This window comes from Aquimarina sp. (genome assembly GCF_977115655.1).
In genome coordinates this window covers 1-23,810 of record NZ_CDSBKO010000074.1, presented here as the reverse complement: position 1 = coordinate 23,810, position 23,810 = coordinate 1, and the positions used below count along the sequence as shown (strand labels likewise).

General features: G+C 33.6%; 18 protein-coding genes. 7 read left to right on the top strand and 11 right to left on the bottom strand.

Translation table 11 applies throughout. From position 1 onward, the window contains the following. The 7 genes from ACZIYX_RS21405 to ACZIYX_RS21375 all read right to left on the bottom strand — a co-directional run. Window positions 1-1,340, bottom strand: a 1,340-nt coding sequence (locus tag ACZIYX_RS21405) for a DUF6443 domain-containing protein (protein ID WP_462684302.1), incomplete at its 3' end; no start/stop codon positions are given. Between the two features lie 5 nt (window positions 1,341-1,345). Then, the gene (locus tag ACZIYX_RS21400; RefSeq protein WP_462684301.1) at window positions 1,346-4,753 is read right to left on the bottom strand and encodes an RHS repeat domain-containing protein; all 3,408 of its coding nucleotides are present in this window, start codon (window positions 4,751-4,753) and stop codon (window positions 1,346-1,348) included. A gap of 61 nt (window positions 4,754-4,814) precedes the next feature. Next, the gene (locus ACZIYX_RS21395) at window positions 4,815-5,768 is read right to left on the bottom strand and encodes a hypothetical protein (RefSeq protein ID WP_462684300.1); all 954 of its coding nucleotides are present in this window, start codon (window positions 5,766-5,768) and stop codon (window positions 4,815-4,817) included. 271 nt (window positions 5,769-6,039) lie between these two features. Then, window positions 6,040-7,155, bottom strand: a complete 1,116-nt coding sequence (gene leuB, locus ACZIYX_RS21390; RefSeq protein WP_462684299.1) for a 3-isopropylmalate dehydrogenase — start codon at window positions 7,153-7,155, stop codon at window positions 6,040-6,042. Window positions 7,156-7,257: 102 nt separating this feature from the next. Next, window positions 7,258-7,845 carry a 3-isopropylmalate dehydratase small subunit gene (gene leuD / locus ACZIYX_RS21385; RefSeq protein WP_462684298.1) on the bottom strand — a complete coding sequence of 196 codons (588 nt, stop codon included), beginning with the start codon at window positions 7,843-7,845 and terminating at the stop codon, window positions 7,258-7,260. Window positions 7,846-7,847: 2 nt separating this feature from the next. Further along, entirely contained in the window at window positions 7,848-9,230 is a 1,383-nt protein-coding gene (gene leuC, locus ACZIYX_RS21380) for a 3-isopropylmalate dehydratase large subunit (RefSeq protein ID WP_462684297.1), read from the bottom strand. Between the two features lie 68 nt (window positions 9,231-9,298). Further along, window positions 9,299-10,468: a 2-isopropylmalate synthase gene (locus ACZIYX_RS21375; protein WP_462684296.1), complete on the bottom strand. Its 1,170-nt coding sequence runs from the start codon at window positions 10,466-10,468 to the stop codon at window positions 9,299-9,301. A gap of 207 nt (window positions 10,469-10,675) precedes the next feature. Here ACZIYX_RS21375 and ACZIYX_RS21370 point away from each other — a divergent pair, with 207 nt between their 5' ends. The 3 genes from ACZIYX_RS21370 (at window position 10,676) to ACZIYX_RS21360 (ending at window position 13,877) form a co-directional block, all read left to right on the top strand. Continuing rightward, window positions 10,676-12,220, top strand: coding sequence for a hypothetical protein (locus ACZIYX_RS21370; protein ID WP_462684295.1), 1,545 nt, complete (start codon window positions 10,676-10,678; stop codon window positions 12,218-12,220). A gap of 98 nt (window positions 12,221-12,318) precedes the next feature. Continuing rightward, window positions 12,319-13,176, top strand: a complete 858-nt coding sequence (locus tag ACZIYX_RS21365; RefSeq protein WP_462684294.1) for a DMT family transporter — start codon at window positions 12,319-12,321, stop codon at window positions 13,174-13,176. A gap of 143 nt (window positions 13,177-13,319) precedes the next feature. After that, the gene (locus ACZIYX_RS21360) at window positions 13,320-13,877 is read left to right on the top strand and encodes a hypothetical protein (protein WP_462684293.1); all 558 of its coding nucleotides are present in this window, start codon (window positions 13,320-13,322) and stop codon (window positions 13,875-13,877) included. Between the two features lie 152 nt (window positions 13,878-14,029). Here ACZIYX_RS21360 and ACZIYX_RS21355 read toward each other — a convergent pair whose 3' ends face one another. The 3 genes from ACZIYX_RS21355 to panB form a co-directional block, all read right to left on the bottom strand. Then, window positions 14,030-14,911, bottom strand: a complete 882-nt coding sequence (locus ACZIYX_RS21355) for a hypothetical protein (protein WP_462684292.1) — start codon at window positions 14,909-14,911, stop codon at window positions 14,030-14,032. A gap of 17 nt (window positions 14,912-14,928) precedes the next feature. After that, window positions 14,929-15,621: an RluA family pseudouridine synthase gene (locus ACZIYX_RS21350; protein WP_462684291.1), complete on the bottom strand. Its 693-nt coding sequence runs from the start codon at window positions 15,619-15,621 to the stop codon at window positions 14,929-14,931. Between the two features lie 139 nt (window positions 15,622-15,760). Next, on the bottom strand, window positions 15,761-16,579 hold the full coding sequence (gene panB / locus ACZIYX_RS21345; RefSeq protein ID WP_462684290.1) for a 3-methyl-2-oxobutanoate hydroxymethyltransferase: 819 nt from the start codon (window positions 16,577-16,579) through the stop codon (window positions 15,761-15,763). A 136-nt stretch (window positions 16,580-16,715) separates the two neighbouring features. Between panB and ACZIYX_RS21340 the strand changes: the two genes are divergently transcribed. From ACZIYX_RS21340 to ACZIYX_RS21330, 3 genes are all read left to right on the top strand, one after another. Next, the gene (locus tag ACZIYX_RS21340; RefSeq protein WP_462684289.1) at window positions 16,716-17,198 is read left to right on the top strand and encodes a nuclear transport factor 2 family protein; all 483 of its coding nucleotides are present in this window, start codon (window positions 16,716-16,718) and stop codon (window positions 17,196-17,198) included. A gap of 380 nt (window positions 17,199-17,578) precedes the next feature. Further along, on the top strand, window positions 17,579-18,280 hold the full coding sequence (locus ACZIYX_RS21335) for a hypothetical protein (protein WP_462684288.1): 702 nt from the start codon (window positions 17,579-17,581) through the stop codon (window positions 18,278-18,280). A gap of 420 nt (window positions 18,281-18,700) precedes the next feature. Then, entirely contained in the window at window positions 18,701-19,945 is a 1,245-nt protein-coding gene (locus ACZIYX_RS21330) for a Hint domain-containing protein (RefSeq protein ID WP_462684287.1), read from the top strand. A gap of 183 nt (window positions 19,946-20,128) precedes the next feature. Here the strand turns inward: ACZIYX_RS21330 and ACZIYX_RS21325 are convergent, their stop codons facing one another. Further along, window positions 20,129-21,553 carry an L-serine ammonia-lyase gene (locus ACZIYX_RS21325; protein ID WP_462684286.1) on the bottom strand — a complete coding sequence of 475 codons (1,425 nt, stop codon included), beginning with the start codon at window positions 21,551-21,553 and terminating at the stop codon, window positions 20,129-20,131. A 229-nt stretch (window positions 21,554-21,782) separates the two neighbouring features. Here ACZIYX_RS21325 and dnaK point away from each other — a divergent pair, with 229 nt between their 5' ends. Further along, window positions 21,783-23,696 carry a molecular chaperone DnaK gene (dnaK, locus tag ACZIYX_RS21320; protein ID WP_462684285.1) on the top strand — a complete coding sequence of 638 codons (1,914 nt, stop codon included), beginning with the start codon at window positions 21,783-21,785 and terminating at the stop codon, window positions 23,694-23,696. Window positions 23,697-23,810: the final 114 nt, after the last annotated feature.

Genomic DNA, 23,810 nt, shown 5'->3' with positions numbered 1-23,810 from the left:
GCCCCATTATTATAATACATGGTTACTCCACCAATCATCACAGCGCTGCCACGCTCTACCCAAAACGCATTTGTAAAATCATTGGCTTCGGTTTGTAGCTGTTCACGGGTTTTATTGGGTATTGCAATCTTACCTGTATAGGCTACCCTGCCAAAAGCATCATATTTAGTAAATAACCATTTGTTTTGTGCCTTTAACGGAGTATCCTGGGTCATTATTGGTTGATCCAGTTTATTATATACAATATACTCCCAATCCTTGCCGGGGATTTTCTTTTCGATCAGTCGGTTTCGGTAATCGTATTTGTATTGGTAACACAGTTCGGAAAGCTCCGTGTTCGATACCCCGTCACTGGTATTTACTTTTGGTGGCAGTACGTACGTTAAGTTCCCGTAATCATCATAAACATAATAGGTGTCGTGGGCTACTGCTGCGTTGTAGGTGGTTTTTAGGATCACCTGTCCCAACTTATTTTTGTACTCTTTGGTGGTATGATCGTCCAGATACCCGGGTTGCCAGTTCTCGTCTTTGGTTATCGATACATACAACTGGTTGGCGGCATAGTTTGCCGTGTTTTTTACCAATTGTGGTTTTTCGGTATCGTTGTCCGCAAAGGTTACTGAAAAATATGCTATGTTGTTTGTGTTGGTTGCCCAATCGAATTTAATCGTGTGATCGGTATCACTATTAGGGCTTGCTTTCCATGCTGCTCCCGGTGCTCCTTGTTCCAGTACCCGGTTTAAAGGTGACGCTTCGAATACACTTTCGCTATAGGCATTGACATCTGCCAATGCCATACCAGCAAAATCTGTTGCATGTTTATTTTTGTAATAGCTATTGATGTTTGCTTGAATATCTACTGGGGTATAGCTTCCTATCCCTCTGGTTTGCCTTTCAAAAGGGAGATATTCTTTATGTTGCCTACCATGGGCATCATATTCGATATGGGTAACAATATCTTTTTTGTTGGGAGACGCTTTGATCGCTACTTGCTGGTTTGGCCGTCCTAATCCATCAAAATAGGTGATGCTTTCTATCACATCATCATCACTGGATATAGCTGTAGCAGAGGTCATGCCCCTTTGAAATAATCTGGTAAAAACATAGTTCTCGGTGGGGGTTGGACCGTCGGGTATCACTTCTATTTTTGCCGAAAAAGTACTCCCTGATTTAATCCATGTATTGGGTTTTAACAGGATACTCTGTTTCGCTACCAGTGTTTCAGTACCTGTAACGGTATAATTACCCTCTTTAATGATCGTAGTCGGATTTTGTGCCTGTACCAAAATTGTTACAAAAAATAGTACAACGGTAATATAATTAGATATACTCTGGATCATTTGGATTAGTTTTTATAGTTATACTTATTTTCTGATACCAGATTACCATCTGTATCTTTTACAGATTTTAGTCGGTTAAAATCATCATACTCATAATAAACAGTATACCCTTTGGGATCTGTAATACTGGTAACCCCAATAAGGGGATCATAGGTATAGGTAGTGACCATGGCATTGGGCAACCCATCCCGAAGGGTTTGTAAGGCATCCCTTAATTGCTGCTCTTTACAATCGGTGGTCCGACAATTATCGGTATCTGTATTGGATTTTGCTTGCAGGTCTGCTATATAACCGGAAACTTCTGTATATACAGCATTTTCAACTTTGGCTATCGGGTATTGTTGCTGATACCCCCAAATGTATATACTATGGGAGCCATCTGCCTTGGATACTTCTAATGGGTTGCCTTTATTATCATATTTGTGGTAAACCACACGGTCTTCTAATGGGTTTGCAGTTGTGATTGCTCCTTTAACACCTTGTATGCTTTTAGGGAAATAAGAATTGGTAATAGTCCCTGGTTTATATAAAGTACGTTGTGTAGATAGTAAGCTACCTCCTTTGTATGTTTCGGTTTGTACAGGAGTAGCTATTCTATGCAATTGTTCTAGCTTCAAATATGCATTATTATCATCGGTGCCAAGGTTAGCAAGAGTAGTACGGGAATTTGGATAAAATGTCTTGGTTTTTATTTCTTCTCCCTCGCTATTTTTGACCGCACTTTCTGTTAAAAAATAATTTGGGTGGTTGTAGGCAAAGGTTTTTTCTACAACAACAGGATTATCCCCATTGGTATCATACGTGGTTTCTTTGGTGGAGGCCAAGAGTTTTTTTCCAAAGGAAATAAAGCCTCTGTTGTAGATAAATGAAAAGTTATCGCTTATACATGGGTAAGAACCATTCCCAAAAACCCCTAGCCCGAATGCCTTTACAGGATAAATATAATTATAAGGCAAAGTAGTTTCATTAACTTTGATATATTGATTTTCTAGGCTTTTCACTTTTGTATAACTATTGTCAGGATTACGTTTATAAACCTCTTGTTTTTTTAAGCTTCCACTAGACCAGCTTTTTACAAAATAATTTATAAAATTACCATATCCATGAGTTTGTATGGTTCCTAAATAGATATCTGTTATAGGCAGACTTCCAAAAGGAGAGGGGCAATTAAGATAATCAGGGTGGTTATAAAATTTAAACTGAGAACCAATGGCACCATTATCTATTATCCTATCTGCTGGTGTAGAATCATATTCATATATAATTTTACCGTTGTCTTTTCCAGAGGGGGCATAATCATACTCGGTTACTTGTATATACTCTGCAGAAGGACCTCCATTAATATTTAAAGAATAAGTTGGATATGAAGTTACTATATTGCGTATTTGCGGGACATCATCTACTTTCTGTAAAGTATGAAAGTCTGCATAATTTACAGGAATTAATGTTCTTGGCTTGCTGTATTTAAATTCTTTTTTAGAAGTAAATCCTGTTTTACTACCATCATAATTGGTAATGGATTTAATACGTAACCCTCCAACTAAATGTGTAACAATTTCTTCTTTATAGCCTTTTAGATATTTCCAGGTCACACTGGCATAGACAGAAGGGCATGGTGTAGGTCCTTCTGCTCCATTACCATCTTCTCTAGCCTCTAAAATATGGTCAAAGTTATTTGAAAAATTTTCTAAATCTATATTATAGGACGTCTCACAATATTTTGGACTACATCCTCCTTTTCTTTTATAAATTACACCATCAAATTTCACGTAAGAAGTACTACCATTAAGAATAGGGTTATTGCTACTGTTGGGATCTAATGCATTAGTAAATGAAATATTAAGTTTCGCTTCTAAAATATTATTTTGTTGTGGTCTAAATACTTTTTTTTCCAATCCTGTTGGATTACAAGTATATCCTTCTCTAGTTCCCATACCATGGGATGAAACCTTAATCCTATCGCTTTCATATTCAGGAATATTACTAAGTACCTCATATTTGTTAGCTTCATACTTAAACTCGGTATATCCTCCTGTTGGATAAATAATTTTTTCTAATATTCCTGCTTTCATTTTAACTTCATCTGGAGTTCTGTCGCCGTTTCCAACTTCTGCTTTATGAGAAATAGTTTTTGAATTTTCTATCATAAAATGGAAATCTGTTTCATGTTTATGCATATAGCTACCAGAATTATGATTGGCATATCCCCAAAAATCCTGACCTGATGATGTTCGCAATGGTAATGCTGTAGGGTTATATTCAAATTGATACGATTGTGGAGTATTAGTATTTGAGTATATGTCTATCCCTACCAACCGTAAAGAGTTTTGATATCGTGGCTTCAATAAACTCTGATATTCTGAATGATATCCTCCACCAGATCTAGAGTAGTAATCGTATCTAAAAGTGATTTGTTTGATAAGATTATCCACTCCATTTGTAGTTGCGTATATTTTGATATGATTTAGTTTGGCAGATTCACTATCTATCCTATCCATACTATAATCAAAGAGTGCATATCCTGCTTTAAAATTGATTCTTTTTAAGGTTTTTTCAATTATTTTAAAGTGTTTGTGTTGGGAGGCTTTTGGAGGGAGTGGACTCCATGAAGTATGTGGACCTCCATTTCCTGATGATAATTCCATCGACACTTGGTCTCCTGTAATTTCATTTATTTTGTCAAATTCATGACTATCATAATCTAAAGTTATTATATCTGTTTGGTTAACAGAATTTATTTTTGTAAGATAAGAAGACGATCTATATTCTCTAAAAGAGAAAGCAGATTGACTGTCCTGCCAATTATTAATGCTTTCATGGCTATCAAAATTTAGAACAGTACCATTCTCCATTATAGCTGTAAAGGTGTAATCTCCTTGATTGTTATGTGTTCCTTTAATAGTTACAGGTTTATAATCAATAAATAAAAACTTATGATTGTTTTGGTCAAAAATAAATTTTCCTGCATTTCCAGAATAATTAAACATATATTCATCATGATTAGAATCTGCCAGGGATTGCGCAACATTTCTAAAATAAGAACTATAAGTACTATTAAATTCTACATTCTTCAAATCAGGTATATCGGCAGTCCCCGGTTGTCCTTTTACATTTCTCACAATAGCACCCCCCGCATTAAGTGTCCATCCTAGTCCCACCCAGGATGCTTCTTCGTTTACCCTGATACCCGAAGTAGCATTATAGCTAAGACTAATAGGAAGTTCTATATCCCCTTGCTTGATGGTATATAATGGTATCGAAATATTGGTTGTCCCGAGATTGGTATTTACAGGAAATACCCCAAATTTGCCTAAACTAGCTGCTGTAGGCGATACAGGACTGTATGTATTGAGTTCCTGCCCCATGCATATACCAGATATAAGGAGGATAAAGTAGATAATAATTTTTTTCATGAATATTGGGTTAAAATGAATTATGTTTCATTGAACAATAAATAGAAGTGTTAGATTACCATTATTTTTCACTTAATAACCTCTCCAACTTCATCAATCGAGTTTCCAGTTCCTTATTTTTAGCATCTAGCTTTTGATTGGTAATTTGTTGTTGTTTTAGTTGTTTCTCTTGCGCAATAGTATATAAGGTAAGTTCTTCTATTTTTTCTAAAAGTTTCATATTCATAACACCTAATTCTACACCGTTGGTCTCCATTTCTGTTGCAGAGGGGATGTTGGGTAAATGTCCTTTTGTGGTGATATACTGTTGTACTTCTTCTATAGATAAAAGATTATAGTCTTTCTTAAAAACATAATCCGGTCCGGGAACGCTAAGATCAATTTTAACTTCTTCTGCATGAATTTTTCCTTTTACAGTAAGTTTGGCATCCGGGGTTTTTGTGCCAATCCCTACGTTGCCACCTTCGGGGTTAAGAGCCAAATTGTAGTATGTATTGGATGCTTTATCTCGGGATTGAATCCAGGAATAGAATAGATTATTAGCATCAATACCAAAGTTTAAAATTCCTGCGGTACCATTACCACCAATAATTATTCCTTGGTTAGGAGTATAACTACTTGCTGTACCTCCAATTCCTTCGGAAGAAATATGTAAAGGGCTTAATGGTTTTTTTATACCAACCCCTACATTACCGCCTTCTGGGTTAAGTGCTAAATTATAGTATATATTAGATGCTTTGTCTCTGGATTGCACCCAAGAATAAAAATATCCTGTGGCATCAATGCCTAGGTTTAAAACTCCTGCAGTATTACCCCCACCAATTAAAACGCCAAGATTTGGAATTGAACCGTTAGCAGAACCACCAGAAAGATCGGTAGAAACATGTAAAGGGCTTAATGGTTGTGTGGTACCTATCCCAACATTACCAGAAGGAGGATATGGATATGTGTTTGTTTGCCCTAAAGCGTTAAAAAAAGACAATACAACAGATAGAAAAACAAGTGATTTTTTCATGGTATAATAATTATAGACTGAATAAATAATAATAATAATAATTAGGGTAGGAGAAGGCAAATATACAAAAGATAACTATTTAAAAGTAGCGTGTAGTTAGATTGTTAATCTATACTTAATCTTTTAATGGTAAAGAAACATTTTTTTGGTATAATCTATAGATATAGATTGGGAGTAAAGATAAATATTTTTGGGGTAAAGTTATAATAGAAAAAAAAGCAACCAAAGACACCTCTTTGATTGCTTTTAAACAGAATCATTAATAAAAAACTTATATAATCGTAGATTGTCCTACGTGTATATTCTCAAAATTCATGTTTGAATCTTCAGGATTCAAAATATAATCTGCAATAAAATCTCCTACCTTTTCTGTACTAAGCGGATTGTTCGTGTTTAGATCAGGAGTGGTAAGGTTTAATTCTAAAGCTTTTTCTACCGCATCTTTAATAGCATTAGCTTCTCCTAATAAATTAAAGTGTTCTAATAACATAGCAGCAGATAATATCGCGGCAATAGGGTTTGCTATTCCTTTACCGGTTGCTTGTGGGTACGATCCATGAATAGGCTCGAACATACAACAAGTATTACCAACAGATGCAGAAGCCAAAAGACCAATAGATCCACCAATAACACTTGCCTCATCAGAGATAATATCCCCAAACATATTTTCGGTAAGGATTACATCAAACTGGCTGGGATTTAAAATCATTTGCATTGCAGCATTGTCTACAAATAAGAAATCTAATGCAACGTCATTATATTGCTTGGCTATTTCGGTCACAACTTTTCGCCATAAACGGGAAGATTCTAATACATTGGCTTTATCTACCAAGGTAAGTTTTTTTCTTCGTTTTTGTGCTGCTTTAAATGCCAGATGCGAGATGCGTTCAATTTCGTCTTTGGAGTACTCGCAAAGATCGGAAGCAACAGTACCATCTTCACTTAATTTTTTTTCGCCAAAATAAATCCCTCCTGTTAGTTCCCGATAAATAGAAATATCTGTTCCTTCTATAATTTCGCGTTTAAGAGGGGATTTATCTATTAAGGTTTCGTATGCTTTTACAGGGCGTATATTGGCATAAAGACCAAGTTCTTTACGTAGTTTTAATAATCCTTGTTCTGGACGAACTTTTGCATCAGGGTTGTTGTCATATTTAGGATCGCCAATAGCGCCAAATAATACAGCATCGGTATTAACACAAAGCTCCAAGGTTTTGTCTGGTAAAGGATTTCCTGTTTGATCAATAGCTATAGCTCCTACTAATCCTTCTTTAAAAATAAAAGAATGATTAAAGGTATGTGCAATTGCATCTAATGCTTTTATGGCTTGCGCGGTTACTTCTGGCCCAATACCGTCTCCTGATAATACTGCGATATCTAGTTTCATAAATTTACTCTTTTAGTACACTGAGCTTGTCGAAGTGTTTTTGTTGTTGGTTTTGTTTATTTTTCTAGGCTTCAACAAGCTCAGCCTAACAAATGTATTTATTTATACTTTCTCGTTTTCAAATTCTTCTATTGCAGTAGTATTACTCATAAGAAAATCTATATCATCATACCCGTTTATCATACAGGTTTTTTTATAAGGATTAATTTCAAAATCCGCAGAGGATCCTGTAGCTATAATGGTTATTTTTTGTGCTTCGAGATCTACTTCGATTTGTGTACTTGCATCTTTTTTGATTTCGGTGAATAACTCTTCTAAAAATGCGGGAGTTACTTGCACTGGTAATACCCCATTATTAAGGGAATTTCCTTTAAAAATATCTGCAAAAAAACTGGATACCACTACTTTAAATCCATAATCATGAATAGCCCATGCAGCATGTTCTCTACTAGATCCACACCCAAAATTATCTCCTGCTACCAGAATACTGCCACTATAACTATTGTTGTTCATTACAAATTCTGTATTAGGGGTTCCGTCTTTATGATAACGCCAGTCTCTAAACAGGTTTTCTCCAAATCCATCCCGGTTGGTTGCTTTTAAAAAACGTGCAGGGATAATTTGATCGGTATCTACATTTTCTATAGATAATGGTATGGCAGAGGATCTTAGTTTAATAAACTTATCCATAATTAGTTTAATTGTTTAGTAATGTCAATAATTTTTCCTTCTATTGCTGTTGCGGCGGCTACCAAAGGACTAGCTAGTATCGTTCTTGCTCCTTGTCCTTGTCTGCCTTCAAAATTTCTGTTAGAAGTAGATACGCAATATTCTCCTTCTGGGATTTTATCATCGTTCATTGCCAGGCAAGCAGAACAACCAGGTTGACGTAATTGAAAGCCCGCTTCTTCAAAAACATCTTTTAATCCTTCTTCTACAATTTGTTGGGCTACTTGTTGAGATCCGGGAACAAACCATGCGGTCACATTCTTTGCTTTTTTCTTTCCTTTTATGTAATTGGCAGCAACTCTAAAATCTTCGATTCTGCTATTGGTACAGCTTCCGATAAATACGTAATTTATTTTTTGATCGATAAGCGATTGCCCTTTTTCAAAATTCATGTATGCTAATGATTTCTCGAAAGATGCATTATTGTCTACAGGTATATTTTCGGTAATTTTAATCCCCATTCCCGGGTTGGTACCATAAGTAATCATTGGTTCGATATCGGCGGCATCAAAATGATATTCTTTGTCAAATACAGCCCCATCATCTGTGGGTAAAGTTTTCCAGTATGCAACTTTCTTTTCAAATTCTTCTCCTTTTGGGGCAAATTCTCTTCCTTTAACATATTCAAAAGTGGTTTCGTCTGGAGCTATCATTCCTCCACGCGCTCCCATTTCGATACTCATATTACAAACCGTCATACGTCCTTCCATAGACATATCTTCAAAAACATTACCTGCATATTCGCAAAAGTACCCTGTACCTGCATTGGTTCCCAGTTTTGCAATTATATATAATATTACATCTTTAGGCAGAACACCTGCTTTTAGTTTTCCGTTTACAGTTACTCTAAGACTTTTTGGTTTTTGAAGTAATAAACACTGACTGGCAAATACTTGTGCTACCTGGCTGGTTCCTATACCAAATGCTATGGTGCCAAATGCGCCATGGGTAGAGGTGTGGCTGTCTCCACAAACCATGGTCATTCCCGGTTGTGTAATTCCTAATTCTGGTGCCATTACATGCACAATACCATTGTATTTATGCCCCAGACCGTATAAGGTTATTCCATTTTTTTGACAATTTTTGGTCAATTGCTCCAATTGGTTTCGGGATAATTCATCTTTAACTGGCAGGTGCTGATTTTCTGTAGGGGTGTTATGATCTGCGGTAGCAACAATCTGATCTGGTCTGAAAACAGGAATCCCTCGTTGTTCTAACTCTCCAAATGCCTGAGGACTGGTAACCTCATGTATTAAATGTTTGTCTATATATAATATTTGAGGACCATCTTGTATCTCTTTGACTACATGTGCATCCCATACTTTGTCAAATAAAGTTTTCTTCATAAGGTACTATTATTAAGACCTTCAGGGATTTTAAAATTCCTGAAGGCCTTTTTTTTAAGTATATATTTTTATGCTACAGCTGCAGCTACATTTGTGTTTTTCATGATTTGATGAATATCTTCATCAATTACTTCTTTCTTACGATCAGCAAATTTCAAAAATTCAGAATAAACATCGTCTAATTGAAGTTTGGATAATTCATAACCAACTTTTTTGGCCCGGTATGCCAAAGCAGCCCTGCCACTTCTTGCAGTCAGAACTATTGCAGATTCTGTAACCCCTACTTCTTCGGGATCAATAATCTCATAGGTTTCTCTATTTTTAATAACCCCATCCTGATGTATTCCAGAACTATGTGCAAAAGCATTTGCACCAACAATTGCTTTGTTTGGTTGTACAAACATCCCCATGTGTTCAGAAACCATTTGGCTTGTTTTGTACAATAATCTGGAATCTATATCTGTATTTAGATTCAAATACGGATGTTGCTTCATTATCATTACGATTTCTTCGAGAGCAGTATTACCGGCTCTTTCTCCGATACCATTAATGGTACATTCAATTTGTCTGGCGCCATTTATTGCTCCGGCTATAGAGTTTGCTGTGGCCAATCCCAAATCATTATGGCAATGGCAAGAAATGGTTACATTGTCTATACCTTTTACGTTTTCTTTTAAAAATCGTATTTTAGCTCCGTATTCTTCTGGTAAACAATATCCGGTTGTGTCCGGGATGTTAAGTACCGTAGCTCCTGCTTTTATCATAGCCTCGCATACACGAGCTAAAAACTCATTATCGGTACGACCGGCATCTTCGGCAAAAAATTCTACATCTTCTACAAATGATTTTGCGTATTTAACAGCTGCAACTCCTTTTTCTATAACTTTATCCCTGGTAGAATTAAATTTATATAGAATATGGGAGTCTGAGGTACCAATACCAGTATGGATTCTGGGTCTTTTTGCAAAACTCAAAGCTTCAGCAGCAACTTTAATATCTTTTTCAACAGCTCTTGTTAATCCGCAAACTGTTGCATTTTTAACGATCCTTGCTATTTCACTAACAGAAGCAAAATCTCCAGGGCTTGAAACAGGAAATCCGGCTTCAATAATATCTACTCCCAAGAGATCTAGTTGTTCTGCAATTACTAATTTTTGTTGTGTATTTAGTTTACACCCAGGGACCTGCTCTCCGTCTCTTAAGGTAGTGTCGAATATTTGAACTTTATTATTACTCATAGGGATACAGTGAATTATTACTTTTAGTATCTTTAAAAAACCTCATCTTTTAAAAATATTATTAAAAGATGTTTCTTTAATCTGTTACGAATTTATATTTTGGGATTTCAAAAAGGTACTATTTAGTTGTAAGTTTTACAATGGTAAAATCTTTTAATTTAAGTTTAAAATACTTTTAATCAATTAATTATAATATATTTTCTTACAATGACTAATGATCAAAAAGATCCTTTGTTTGTTTTGGTAAAGTCCCTTTCTAAGTCAGAAAAGAGACAATTTAAAGTATATGTAGGACGACTTGGTGTTAATACCGATTCTAAATTCCTGGCTCTATTTAATCACTTGGATAAAAGCGATAATTTGGATGAAGATCTTATTGTTTCTAAAGGAATTGTAAAAAAACAACAACTGTCTAATCTCAAGGCACATTTATATAAGCAGATATTAATTAGTCTTAGGTTGAGCCCTTTGCATCAAAACATACGATCTCAAATACGGGAACAATTAGATTTTGCTTCTATTTTATATCATAAAGGATTATATAAGCAAAGCCTTAAAATATTAGAAAAAGCTAAAGCACTGGCGATAGAAAACGAAGAGCATAATATTGCTTATGAGGTGGTAGAGCTTGAAAAAGTAATCGAAACACAATATATAACCAGAAGCATTAGTAGCAGGGCAGATGAATTGACCATTGAAGCCAAAACATTAAGCATGAAAAATGTATTGACCAGCAAGTTATCTAATTTATCCTTGCAGTTATATGGTTTAATGCTAAAAAGCGGTTATGTGCGTAATGATAAAGAGCATAAAATAATTACAAACTATTTTTATAGTAAACTACCCAAGTATGAATGGGGCATGTTGGGTTTTAGAGAAAAACTTTGGTTATATAAAGCTCATTTATGGTATAGTTTTATTGTTCAGGATTTTTTATCCTGTTATAAGTATTCTAAAAAATGGGTAGACCTTTTTTATGAATATCCAAAGATGATAAATCAAAACCCTGTATTTTTTCTCAGAGGAAATCATTATTTGTTAGAATCTTTATATCTGATTAAAGATGAGACTCAGGTAAAATTGACACTAGCAAAATTTGAAGAAACAATTACGTCTGAAACTTTTCCTAAAGATGATAATATTGATGTTTTGTCTTTTCAATTTATTTTTAATAATAAACTGAATGTACATTTTTTGGAAGGTAGTTTTGCCGAGGGAGAATATTTGGTAGAAGAAATACTTAAAGGAATTGCACAATATAAAAATCGCCTGGATGATCATCATATAATGGTGCTTTATTATAAAATAGGTTGCCTTTATTTTGGTATGGCAAATCACAAAAAATGTATTGAGTACCTGGCAAAAATTATTAATAATAAGTCCTTGAAAATGAGGGAAGATTTAATGTGTTTCTCCAGAGTATTAAGTTTAGTTGCACATTATGAAGCGGGTAAAGATTATCATTTAGAAATTCAATTAAAAGAAACCTATCGGTTTTTAATTAAAATGGATGATTTGCACGAGGTACAGAAAGAAATGATCAAGTTTCTTAAAAATCTGGGGGATATTTTTCCACACCAAATTAAAGACGAATTCAAAAAACTGCATAAAAGATTAAAGCAATATGAAAATCATCCTTACGAAAAAAGAGCCTTTTTGTATTTGGATATACTTTCTTGGTTAGAAAGTAATATCGAAAATAGACCTGTTGCAGATATTATAAAAGAAAAATCCAGAAAACAGGTAAGATAAAAGTGCTTGTCTGTGCAATCATTTTTTCCTAAAAATAAATAAATTATAAATAGGTAATACTTAAATGATTTAGGATTTTTGTATTGAAAACATATAGTATGCAGAAAAATCTACATTTTAGAAATATCCTTGAGTTGAATTTTGCTATGCTTCTTATAAGTACTTCGGGAACATTAGGAAGGTACATAGATATGCCAGTGCCTGTAATCATTTGTTTTAGGGCAATATTAGCAGGGATATTATTATTTATTTTCTGCAGATGGCAAAAAATCCCTTTAACGACAAGCAGTAAGGACAGGCCTACAATTATATTAAGTGGGGTTCTAATGGGGTTGCATTGGATTACTTATTTCTATGCTTTAAAATTATCTAATGTAGCTATAGGTATGCTTTCTATATTTACATATCCGGTTATAACGGCTTTGTTAGAGCCTGTAGTGTTAAAAACTAAATTTCAGAAAACACATTTATTATTAGGATTACTGGTATTGTTTGGTATTTATTTTTTGGTTCCCGATTTGGATTTTAGCCATAGCTATACCAAAGCCGTAGTTTTGGGTGTGGTTTCTGCTTTGTGTTACTCTTTAAGAAACCTTATAATGAAAACAAAAGTAGGGCAGTATAACGGATCTGTATTAATGTGGTATCAATTAATAGTCATAAGTGTTTTGCTATTACCATTTTTATTTATAATGAAAAGTTCTGGTATAACCCAACAATGGTTTCCGGTGTTGATTTTAGCGTTTTTAACAACAGCTATAGGGCATACACTGTTTTTAACCAGTTTTAAAAGGTTTTCGATAACCACGGCAAGTATTATTAGTGGTATGCAACCTGTATACGGAATAATTATAGGAATTATTATTTTGAAAGAAATTCCTGCTTTTTCTACAATTATAGGAGGACTTTTAATTCTTACCTCTGTAATAATTGAAAGTATACGTGCATACCGTTAATCTAAAAATACCAGAAGTATATAGGATATTCTTACTTTATTACCAGGTATTATTTCTTTTTTTAGATTCAGAAAAGAAATAGTAAATTCGTATTGGTTTTTATAAAAAAAAATAAAATTATTGATCCAAACCTAAATATCCCAATGAATATTAAGTTTTTAAACGTTTTATTTTCAGTTGTTTTAGTATTTACCTCTTGTTCAAATAGTGATGATCCGGGAAAGCCAAATACAGATGATGAAACAAAAGCAACATTGGTTACATACTCTGATATAGAATTTTCATTAACAGATTCGGGTAATATGAATGGTCGTGTTTTTTCTACTGCCTCTGGAAAAGTTTATAAAGATTCTGAAATTAATGCTGAAAATGCTGAAATTATAGATATAGTATCGGCAACCAATCAATCTTTTATAGCATTTGATAGTCCGGATAAAGCAACAGATCCTGCTATTGTTGGAGCTAGAGCTACTAAGTTTATGCACACAGGTGTATCTGTAACAGCAACAGATTTTGATGCTATGACAGATGACAGTAAGTTAAAATCGTTGACTATAGTAGGGGATAAGGAGTCTGTAAACATTTCTGGTTATGAAAATAAGATTGTTCTTTTTGAAAATGCGAGTGGAAAAAAAGGAGCTATTAAGTTAAAAGCTTTAAATACTAATAGATTAGTAGTAGATATTAAAGTAATTAAATAAGATTTAAGATCATTTTGTAAGAAGAATAAAAGAAAGAGAGGGGTTGAATTTTTTTGAAAATTAGCTCTAAAAAAAGGTTTCATATAAAGAAACAAAGAGTTTTTTAGAAATTATTTTTAATATTTCAACTAAATTTTGTCAAAAATTACTTTTTAGACACCCTCATTTAGGGTAGCTGCCTTATTATATTTGGGGATAATCCATTTTTGGTAGGTAAAAAATTCTATCAGTGGGATTATCATCATTATAATAAGCAGAATTAGTAGCGATTTTACCATATTATAGTATTGAGATGAAAGCATATTGTGAACCCAATCATCTAATTTTTCTAAAATTATTTTTTCTAAATCTTCATAGCCTACTTCTAATAAAAAATCAATAGCCACTTTAAATTCACTATAAGATAAGGAATCAGGCATATTTATACGCCCTCCTTTTTCAGCAACGGTAGTAATCAAGTGATATAATAAAAAACTATAGATTTCTTCTCCGTAGTGATTGATTAGAAATTGAGTTAATTTATTTTCTACAGAACTAGCCAGAGACTCCCCCTTTTTTTCTCTTTTTTTATAATGATCTTTAAGAAGTACTATAAGATCTTCTGAGCTCGATTTTGATACTACTGCAAATAGTTGAAGAGAGGTTAAGAATTTATTCTTTTCGTGTTCATTTTCAAAAACATATTCTAACGTACTACTATAAGTGCTAGCTACTATAATAGGACGTTCTGCATCTACTATCTTGTAAATACCACGTATTAGCCCCCATTGTCCAAATACATACAATATTCCGATAATCAATAAAGGGATATATAATTTTACAGCCCAATTATAATATTTTGGAGCTCTCTTAAAAATACCTTTTCGATATAAAAAAACACAATAAGCAATAGCTATGATGAGTCCTAGAAATAAAAACAGAATGCAATTTAAAATTAAAGTACCAGAATGCGGTAACACAATATCTTTAATAATTTCCCATAATAATGCCCAATCGATTTGATCTAAAAAACGTAATGATGTTTCTAATTCCATTGTGCTCGTTAGTTTTATTAACAATGATTCCAGACAGAATCCATAGGAAGAGGAGCAATAACAGATAGCTCTTCTTTTTTTATAGGGTGAATAAAAGATAATTTTCTGGCATGTAAATGAATACTTCCATCTTTATTACTGCGATCTGCTCCATATTTTAAATCTCCTTTAATAACACATCCAATACTAGAAAGCTGGGATCTTATTTGGTGATGACGTCCTGTATGTAAATCAATTTCCAAAAGATAATAATTATCTAATTTTTTAAGTAGCTTATATTCTAAAATTGCCTTTTTACTATCAGGAATCTCGCTGGTATACGCATAAGATTTATTTTGTTTGGTATTGCGTTTTAACCAGTGCGTTAAGGTGTCTTGTTTTTTTGGAGGGGGGCTTTTAACTACAGCCCAATATGTTTTTTTAGCATCTTTATTGGCAAACATTGCATTAAGTCTTGGTAAAGCTTTGCTTGTTCTGGCAAATACTACAATACCACTTGTAGGCCTGTCTAATCTATGCACTACCCCAAGATATACAGCTCCTGGTTTATTGTATTTTTCTGCAATATATTCTTTTACTATTTCACTAAGCGGAGCATCACCGGTTTTATCTCCTTGTACAATATCTCCGGGACGTTTATTAACAATTATAATATGGTTATCCTCGTAGAGAACCTGTAGATTAGATGTATTGGAAACAACTTTTGACATTCTGGAATTCTAGATCGATTGATAGATAAGCTTAAGTTTTTTAGACTCTCTAAGTTTAGACGAGAGAACATATATTTTTCTCATAATTCGACACCCCAAAAAAATATGTTTTATATCTAACAATCTAAATTAACAAAGATTAATATTGTTCATTTTTACTAGGAAAATCAACAGTTTTTACATCGGTAACATATTGTTTAAAAGCATTGGTCATTTCAGAATACAGATCCAAATAGCGTCTTAAAAACCTTGGGTGAAATTCATGGGTCATTCCAATCATATCATGGGTAACCAGTACTTGGCCATCCACACCATTTCCTGCTCCGATCCCTATAATTGGTATACTTACACTATCTGCAACTTCTTTAGCTAATTTGGCAGGGACTTTTTCTAAAACAATAGCAAAACACCCGGCTTTTTCTAGCATTAGAGCATCTTCTTTTAGTTTTTGTGCTTCTTCTTCTTCTTTAGCACGAACGGTATATGTCCCAAATTTATAAATAGATTGCGGAGTAAGACCAAGATGTCCCATAACAGGGATTCCTGCATGCAAAATTCTTTTAATAGATTCTTTTACTTCTTTTCCGCCTTCCAGCTTTACGGCATGACCTCCGGATTCTTTCATAATACGAATAGCAGAACGTAAAGCTTCTTTTGGATCACTTTGATAGCTGCCAAACGGTAGATCTACAACTACTAATGCGCGATCTATTGCACGAACTACAGACGAGGCATGATATATCATTTGATCTAATGTAATTGGTAAAGTAGTTTCATGACCAGCCATTACATTAGAGGCCGAATCCCCAACAAGAATAACATCTACTCCCGCACCATCTACGATTTTAGCCATAGTGTAATCATAAGCGGTAAGCATAGATATTTTTTCTTTATTCGCTTTCATCTCTACAAGAGATTTTACAGTAACACGCTTATAATCTTTTTTTGCTGTAGACATTTCTAATTGTTTTAGGTTTGTAAAAGTAAACAATTACCTATATGGTAACAAACGTAATTTATTTTTGATTTCTTTTTATTTTGTTTATATATAGCAATTAAATGTTTTATTTTTATAGATAATAAAATCAATAAAGATGATGTACAAAATACCTTTATATATAACTCTGCTTTTTTCTTTGGTCATTTTTTCTCAGGAAACACCTTCAAAAAAAGAACTTAGTGGTCATAAAGAAGAAGTTAAACAAACTATTTTAAACTTTTTTGAAGGTTTTCATAAAGCAGATACGGTTAAGATGAAAAACAGTATGGATCAAAATATTACGATTTTGACAGTAACGAAAAATAAAGAAGGTAGATATGAAACCATTAAAATGGCACCACAAACTTTTTTAAAAGCGATAAAAAGCAGACCTGAAGATCAGAAATGGGAGGAAAAGTTATTGTCTTTTAATATTGAAGCTAATAAAGGTATCGCAAATGTTTGGACTCCTTATGAGTTTTATTTGAACGATACATTTAGCCATTGCGGGGTTAATATTTTTCAATTATTTAACGATGGTACTACATGGAAAATAATAGCTATAGCAGACACCCGAAATAAAGAAGGATGTAAGTAGATATTAGATTTTTAAAAAACACATAAAGAATGTATAAGGCATATATCCAATGTTGTTAAGTTAAGGGTTTAAGCTATTGATTTGAAGTTTGTTAATGGTGTATTTCTGCCTGCGACGGAATGATGAAATAACCAAAACACAATGCTTTCTGCTTGTCATTCCAGTAATTTGTCATCCCGTTGAAGAATGGGATTGGAATCCATGATAGAAGTAAAGAGATATTTTGCTTTTATAGATATTTAATCCTCAAAAAGATACAGATTAACTTAACGATATTGGGCATATATCCTAAATTATGCCATTGTAGGTAACAATATGTTCATAAATGTTAACCATCAGGCAAATCATTCATTTTAGATAAAAAACCAAAATATTTGATAATGAAAAAACTTTCCCTAATTAATTTTATTCTTTTGGTAAGTATTATTGTCTATCTAATGTATAACCAGTCTAAAAAAGAAAACACACATTTTAAAAAACTAACTGCAGAGCGTATAGATATTGTTGGCGCAGACGGTAATAAATATATTGTTTTAAGTAATCCCAAAAACCAAGCTTTAGCTACTGATAATGGAGAAGTTATAAATCCTGAAAAAAGTGAAAGAGATACACCAGGACTTATATTTTTTAATAGAGATGGCGATGAAGTTGGTGGATTAGTGTTTGATAAAGTAGATGGCGAAGGATATCAAATGTTAACATTTGACCAAAATAAGAATGACCAGATTATGGTTCTACGCAAAGATGAATATGAAGAAAATGGAAAATGGTTTAGACAATATGGTTTAGAAATTAGTGAACGATCAGAAAAACCATCCATTGAAATCATAAGGCAATACAATATTATCAATGCAATAAAAGATTCAACGGAACGAGCAAATGCATTTTATGAATTTTGGAATAACCCAGAACACTTAGCACCTAAACGTTTATTTCTTGGAAGGTTAGAAAATATGAATACCGGGCTTTTCTTATTAGATAAAAACAACAAGGTAAAACTATCAATATATGTAGATCCTAAAGGAAATCCGGTTATACAATATGTGGATAGTTTAGGAAATAAAAGAAGCTTGTTAGATTAAACAAAAATACTGTTGCTTAACACGTAACCGTTGCAAAAGTCTCTGATTTCTTATAAAACGATTCATTTTAAGCCTCTTTACCAAAGCTTTTATTATAATAATCTTATGGATATGATATTTTAAAGAACTTTATATTGAACCTAAAAGTTTATATAAAATATTTTTATATCCTTCGTAGCAAATAGGTAAGTAAGGTATAGGTACAAAAAGATATAAGCATAACTTGATCAAAGCCTCCAAATGATTAAACAAGGTTAAGGAACAATCCTCTAACATATTCTACCCTTAGAGTGTAGGATATTCAAATTTAAGTATAGATTTGTATAACAAGAGCTGTATAATGGGAGAAGCTAGAGGTGAAATCTCCCTTGTCTACTCGATATAAACTATTAGTACATATAAAATACAAGTATAGCCAAAATGAAAATATTAATACCAGTACTACTAACTTTTTTAACAGGAAGTTTATTTAGTCAAGAGTTAAAAACAATCCTTCCTGTTGAAGGAGAATCATTTGACTTTGGAATTGAAGTACAAAAGGATTGGAAAAAAAGAGACAAACTATTTGAAGATGTAGAAAACGGAAAAAAAAGTTGGGATAATTTGACAAAAGAAGAAAATGAACTTTTAGAAAAATATCCGGAAACATACTCCAGTATGTGGGATGTTGAAGGAGGTGGCTGTAGTTGGTATTGTGGCGCTGGGGAGTACACTGTAACAACTTCATCAGCACTTTCTTCTAACGGAAAAATAGATTATGACACCAAAAACTTAACAGATTTTAATTATCAAACTGCTTGGGTAGAAGGTAAAAAAGGATATGGCATCGCAGAATATATTATTTTTAGTTTTGCACCAACACATCCAAGAATAACAACAATAATATTTGCTAACGGATATATTAAAAGTAAAAAAGCTTGGAAGGAAAATTCAAGAGTTCATAAACTAAAAATGTATATAGATGACAAACCATTTGCTATAATCGAATTAAAAGATATATACGCAAAGCAATTGGTAGAACTAGAAAAACCATTAGGTAATTCTGAGAGAGGTGACTTTGATAAACTTAAAGAAAAAGATAATTGGAATATAAAATTTGAAATTCTATCTGTTTATAAGGGAGATAAATATGAGGATACCGCTATAACCGAAATTTATTTTGATGGTTTAGATGTGCACTGCCTGGCAAAGGGAACTCTGATAACTATGGGGGATAAAACCCTAAAAGCAATAGAGAATTTAAAAATTGGAGATGAAATCTTGTCCTTTAACAATAAAACACAAAAATACGAAACATCAATTATCAAAGAATTGGCAAATCCATTTCATAAAAACCTTGTAAATATTGAGTTTTCAAATGGTGCAAAAATCACTTGCACAAAAGACCATCCATTTTTACAAAGTGATTTACAATGGACTTCAATAAATCCTGTCAAAACCGAAAAGGACTATGAAATAACTAATGTAGTTCAACTTAAATCAGGGAGTAAAATCAAAAACCTGAAAAATGAAATTGAAGTAGTAAAAATTGAAGAAATAGACGGAGAACAAAGAACCTACACCATAGTGGATTTGGATAAAAATAAAACATTTATAGCAAATGGAATACTAACAGGAATTGAAAGATTGCGTATGCCTAAAAAATGTTTAAAACATAATAAATAAGAGGAGAAGATAATTCTAATTTAAGCAAAAAGGTAACTTTTTTAAGAGTTACCCTTTTTAGATTTAGGATTTATAACAAAACATCCCTATAATTTTATTATTTAGTTTTGCCTGATTAGATTTAATAGCTATAAAAATAAGTGTTTATTGGTAAGCACGATACGTCTAAACAAGAACTTAATATTAGCAATCGCTTAAACTTACTTTTACTGCCAAACCACCTTCACTGGTTTCCTTATATTTGGTATTCATATCTTTTGCAGTTTCCCACATCGTTTCGATTACTTTATCCAAAGGGACTTTTGCATTTGCAGCATCTGTATCCAGAGCCATTTCGCAAGCATTAATAGCTTTTATCGCTCCCATGGCATTACGTTCTATACAAGGTATTTGAACTAGACCAGCTATAGGGTCACAAGTTAGCCCTAAGTGATGCTCCATTGCAATTTCACTAGCCATTAATACTTGTTCTGGAGTACCACCCATAAGTTCGGTAAGCGCTCCTGCAGCCATGGCAGACGAAACACCAATCTCTGCCTGACAACCACCCATTGCGGCAGAAATAGTAGCTCCTTTTTTGAAAAGACTGCCAATTTCTCCAGCAACCAGCATAAATTGTTTTACATCATCAAAATTAGCGTCATGATTTTCTATAACCATATAATACATCATTACAGCAGGAATAACTCCTGCGCTTCCGTTGGTAGGAGCAGTTACTACTCGTCCCAGAGATGCATTTACTTCATTTACTGCCAAAGCAAAGCAAGAAACCCATTTAAGTATCTGGCGAAATTTGACTTCAGTATTTCTAATTGCCTCAATCCATTCTGTTGGGTTATTGTAGGAAGCAGATTTGATCAGGTTTTTGTGCGAGTCGTATGCTCGTCGTCTTACATTTAGCCCCCCGGGTAAAGTTCCTTCGGTATGACATCCTGTATACATAGACTCTAGCATTACTTTCCATATCTGGGCAATTCTTTCATCAATTTCAGCATCACTCCTTAATGAGCGTTCATTTTCTAAAACAATTTCAGAGACTTTTTTATTTTTAGTAACACAATATGTCAAAAGATCTGTTCCTTTTTGAATAGGCATAGGGAACTCCTTAAACTCCTCTAATTTCTTCTTTTTTCGGTTACGTTCTTCTTTTACAACAAAACCACCACCAATAGAGTAAAAGGAAGAAGATACTTTTTTTCCATTTTTTAGAGTAGCATAAAAAGTCATTCCATTAGGGTGAAATTCTTTAAATTCTCTATTGAAAATTATTTGTGTTTTCGGGTCAAAAGAGACTTCTATTTCGTTATTTAACAGTAGTTTTTTAGAAATATTGATATCTTCTATAATAGAGCTAATAGCAGAAACATCAATAGTTTGAGGGTCATAACCACATAACCCTAAGATAACTGCTATATCTGTGGCATGTCCTTTTCCTGTAAGCGATAAAGAGCCAAAAAGATCAATAGTAATTGTAGTAACATCAGTAAAGGTTTTCTTTTCTTTTAGCTCTGCGATCCAACGTCGCCCTGCTCGCCAGGGACCTAATGTATGTGAACTAGAAGGACCTACACCTATCTTAAGCATATCAAAAATACTGATACATTCCATATTTGATAATTATTGATAAAATTATGGCGGTAAATATAGCTTTTTGGTAACAAAAAAACTTATTTTTTAAAGTATACTTAAAAGCTTCTTGCTGTTTTGTAGTAGTAATTTAAGAATCCATGTTTGAAAATATAAATATGACATCCTGTCATATAGATCGTAATGGCATAATCATTGACCTTACAGCAATAAAATATTAAGAATAATCGTATAACAATTTAGTATAAAGATGAGTAAAATAATAGGAATAGACTTAGGGACCACCAACTCTTGTGTTTCTGTAATGGAAGGTAATGAGCCTGTAGTAATCCCTAATGCCGAAGGTAAAAGAACAACCCCTTCTGTGATTGCTTTTGTAGAAGGAGGAGAAATTAAAGTTGGAGACCCTGCAAAGCGTCAGGCGGTTACAAATCCAACTAAAACCATATCTTCTATTAAAAGGTTTATGGGGAATAAATTCTCTGAGTCTTCTAAAGAAGCAGAAAGAGCGGCTTATAAAGTTGTAAAAGGAGATAATGATACTCCTAGAGTAGATATAGATGGTCGTTTGTATACCCCACAAGAATTATCTGCAATGACACTTCAAAAAATGAAGAAAACAGCAGAAGATTATCTTGGTCAGGATGTAACCAGAGCGGTAATTACGGTGCCAGCGTACTTTAATGATGCACAACGTCAAGCTACTAAAGAAGCAGGAGAGATTGCAGGTCTTAAAGTAGAAAGAATTATCAATGAGCCTACAGCTGCAGCACTGGCTTATGGTTTAGATAAAAAAGGAACAGACCAAAAAATAGTAGTATTTGATTTTGGAGGAGGAACACATGATGTATCTATCTTAGAATTAGGAGATGGAGTATTTGAAGTGCTATCCACAGATGGAGATACACATTTAGGAGGAGATGACGTAGATCAAAAAATAATTGATTGGTTAGCAGCAGAGTTTAAGAGTGAAGAAGATATGGATTTACGTAAGGATCCAATGGCTTTACAACGTCTTAAAGAAGCTGCTGAAAAAGCTAAAATTGAATTGTCATCTTCTGCACAAACAGAAATTAATTTACCTTATGTTACCGCTACAGCTAGTGGACCAAAACACTTGGTAAGAACATTGACCAAAGCAAAGTTTGATCAATTAATTGATGATTTAGTAAAACGCACCATAGAGCCTTGTCGTACTGCGCTTAAAGCAGCCGGACTATCTACCAGTGATATCGATGAGATTATATTAGTAGGAGGTTCTACACGTATCCCTGCAGTACAGGAAGCTGTAGAAAAATTCTTTGGTAAAGCACCTAGTAAAGGAGTAAACCCAGATGAAGTAGTTGCTGTAGGAGCTGCAATTCAAGGAGGAGTATTAACAGGAGACGTTAAAGATGTATTGTTATTAGATGTAACACCACTATCTCTTGGGATCGAAACGATGGGTAATGTAATGACCAAGCTTATCGAAGCTAACACTACAATCCCTACCAAAAAATCACAAGTATTCTCTACTGCAGCAGATAACCAGCCATCTGTAGAGATCCATGTGTTACAAGGAGAGCGTCCTATGGCAGCAGATAATAAAACAATTGGTCGTTTTCACTTAGATGGTATTCCACCAGCACAAAGAGGAACACCACAAATTGAAGTTACTTTTGATATTGATGCCAATGGTATAATCAAAGTCTCTGCAACAGATAAAGCTACTAATAAAACTCAGGATATTCGTATAGAAGCTTCTTCAGGTTTAACAGAAGAAGAAATCCAAAGAATGAAGCAAGAAGCCGAAGCAAATGCAGAAGCAGATAAGGCAGCCAAAGAAACAGCAGATAAGCTTAATGAAGCTGATGGTATGATTTTCCAGACAGAAAAGCAGCTTAAAGAATTTGGTGATAAGATATCTGAGGATAAGAAAAAACCAGTAGAAGTAGCTTTAGAAGAACTGAAAAAAGCATACGAATCTAAAGATATTGCAGTAATCCAACCAGCTTTAGATAAAATCAATGAAGCATGGAAAATTGCTAGTGAAGAGATGTACAAAGCTCAGGCAGAAGCACAACAAAGCGGGCAACCAGGATCTGATGCAGGAGCACAACAAGCTTCTGATAATAGTGCTGAAGGAAGCGATGTTGAAGATGTGGATTTTGAAGAAGTAAAGTAAGTATATACTAGTCTATATATATAAAATGCGCAGCCAAAAGTTGCGCATTTTTTTTTTTGAGACACTGTTTCATTAAGTGTGTAACTTAAAATATCGAGGGTTTGACTTTTTTAA

What these genes read in the sequence shown, in the direction of transcription:
- ACZIYX_RS21400 (WP_462684301.1), bottom strand. Translation starts at nt 4,753, where the DNA reads ATGAAAAAAATTATTATCTACTTTATCCTCCTTATATCTGGTATATGC.
- ACZIYX_RS21395 (WP_462684300.1), bottom strand. Translation starts at nt 5,768, where the DNA reads ATGAAAAAATCACTTGTTTTTCTATCTGTTGTATTGTCTTTTTTTAAC.
- leuB (WP_462684299.1), bottom strand. Translation starts at nt 7,155, where the DNA reads ATGAAACTAGATATCGCAGTATTATCAGGAGACGGTATTGGGCCAGAA.
- leuD (WP_462684298.1), bottom strand. Translation starts at nt 7,845, where the DNA reads ATGGATAAGTTTATTAAACTAAGATCCTCTGCCATACCATTATCTATA.
- leuC (WP_462684297.1), bottom strand. Translation starts at nt 9,230, where the DNA reads ATGAAGAAAACTTTATTTGACAAAGTATGGGATGCACATGTAGTCAAA.
- ACZIYX_RS21375 (WP_462684296.1), bottom strand. Translation starts at nt 10,468, where the DNA reads ATGAGTAATAATAAAGTTCAAATATTCGACACTACCTTAAGAGACGGA.
- ACZIYX_RS21370 (WP_462684295.1), top strand. Translation starts at nt 10,676, where the DNA reads ATGACTAATGATCAAAAAGATCCTTTGTTTGTTTTGGTAAAGTCCCTT.
- ACZIYX_RS21365 (WP_462684294.1), top strand. Translation starts at nt 12,319, where the DNA reads ATGCAGAAAAATCTACATTTTAGAAATATCCTTGAGTTGAATTTTGCT.
- ACZIYX_RS21360 (WP_462684293.1), top strand. Translation starts at nt 13,320, where the DNA reads ATGAATATTAAGTTTTTAAACGTTTTATTTTCAGTTGTTTTAGTATTT.
- ACZIYX_RS21355 (WP_462684292.1), bottom strand. Translation starts at nt 14,911, where the DNA reads ATGGAATTAGAAACATCATTACGTTTTTTAGATCAAATCGATTGGGCA.
- ACZIYX_RS21350 (WP_462684291.1), bottom strand. Translation starts at nt 15,621, where the DNA reads ATGTCAAAAGTTGTTTCCAATACATCTAATCTACAGGTTCTCTACGAG.
- panB (WP_462684290.1), bottom strand. Translation starts at nt 16,579, where the DNA reads ATGTCTACAGCAAAAAAAGATTATAAGCGTGTTACTGTAAAATCTCTT.
- ACZIYX_RS21340 (WP_462684289.1), top strand. Translation starts at nt 16,716, where the DNA reads ATGATGTACAAAATACCTTTATATATAACTCTGCTTTTTTCTTTGGTC.
- ACZIYX_RS21335 (WP_462684288.1), top strand. Translation starts at nt 17,579, where the DNA reads ATGAAAAAACTTTCCCTAATTAATTTTATTCTTTTGGTAAGTATTATT.
- ACZIYX_RS21330 (WP_462684287.1), top strand. Translation starts at nt 18,701, where the DNA reads ATGAAAATATTAATACCAGTACTACTAACTTTTTTAACAGGAAGTTTA.
- ACZIYX_RS21325 (WP_462684286.1), bottom strand. Translation starts at nt 21,553, where the DNA reads ATGGAATGTATCAGTATTTTTGATATGCTTAAGATAGGTGTAGGTCCT.
- dnaK (WP_462684285.1), top strand. Translation starts at nt 21,783, where the DNA reads ATGAGTAAAATAATAGGAATAGACTTAGGGACCACCAACTCTTGTGTT.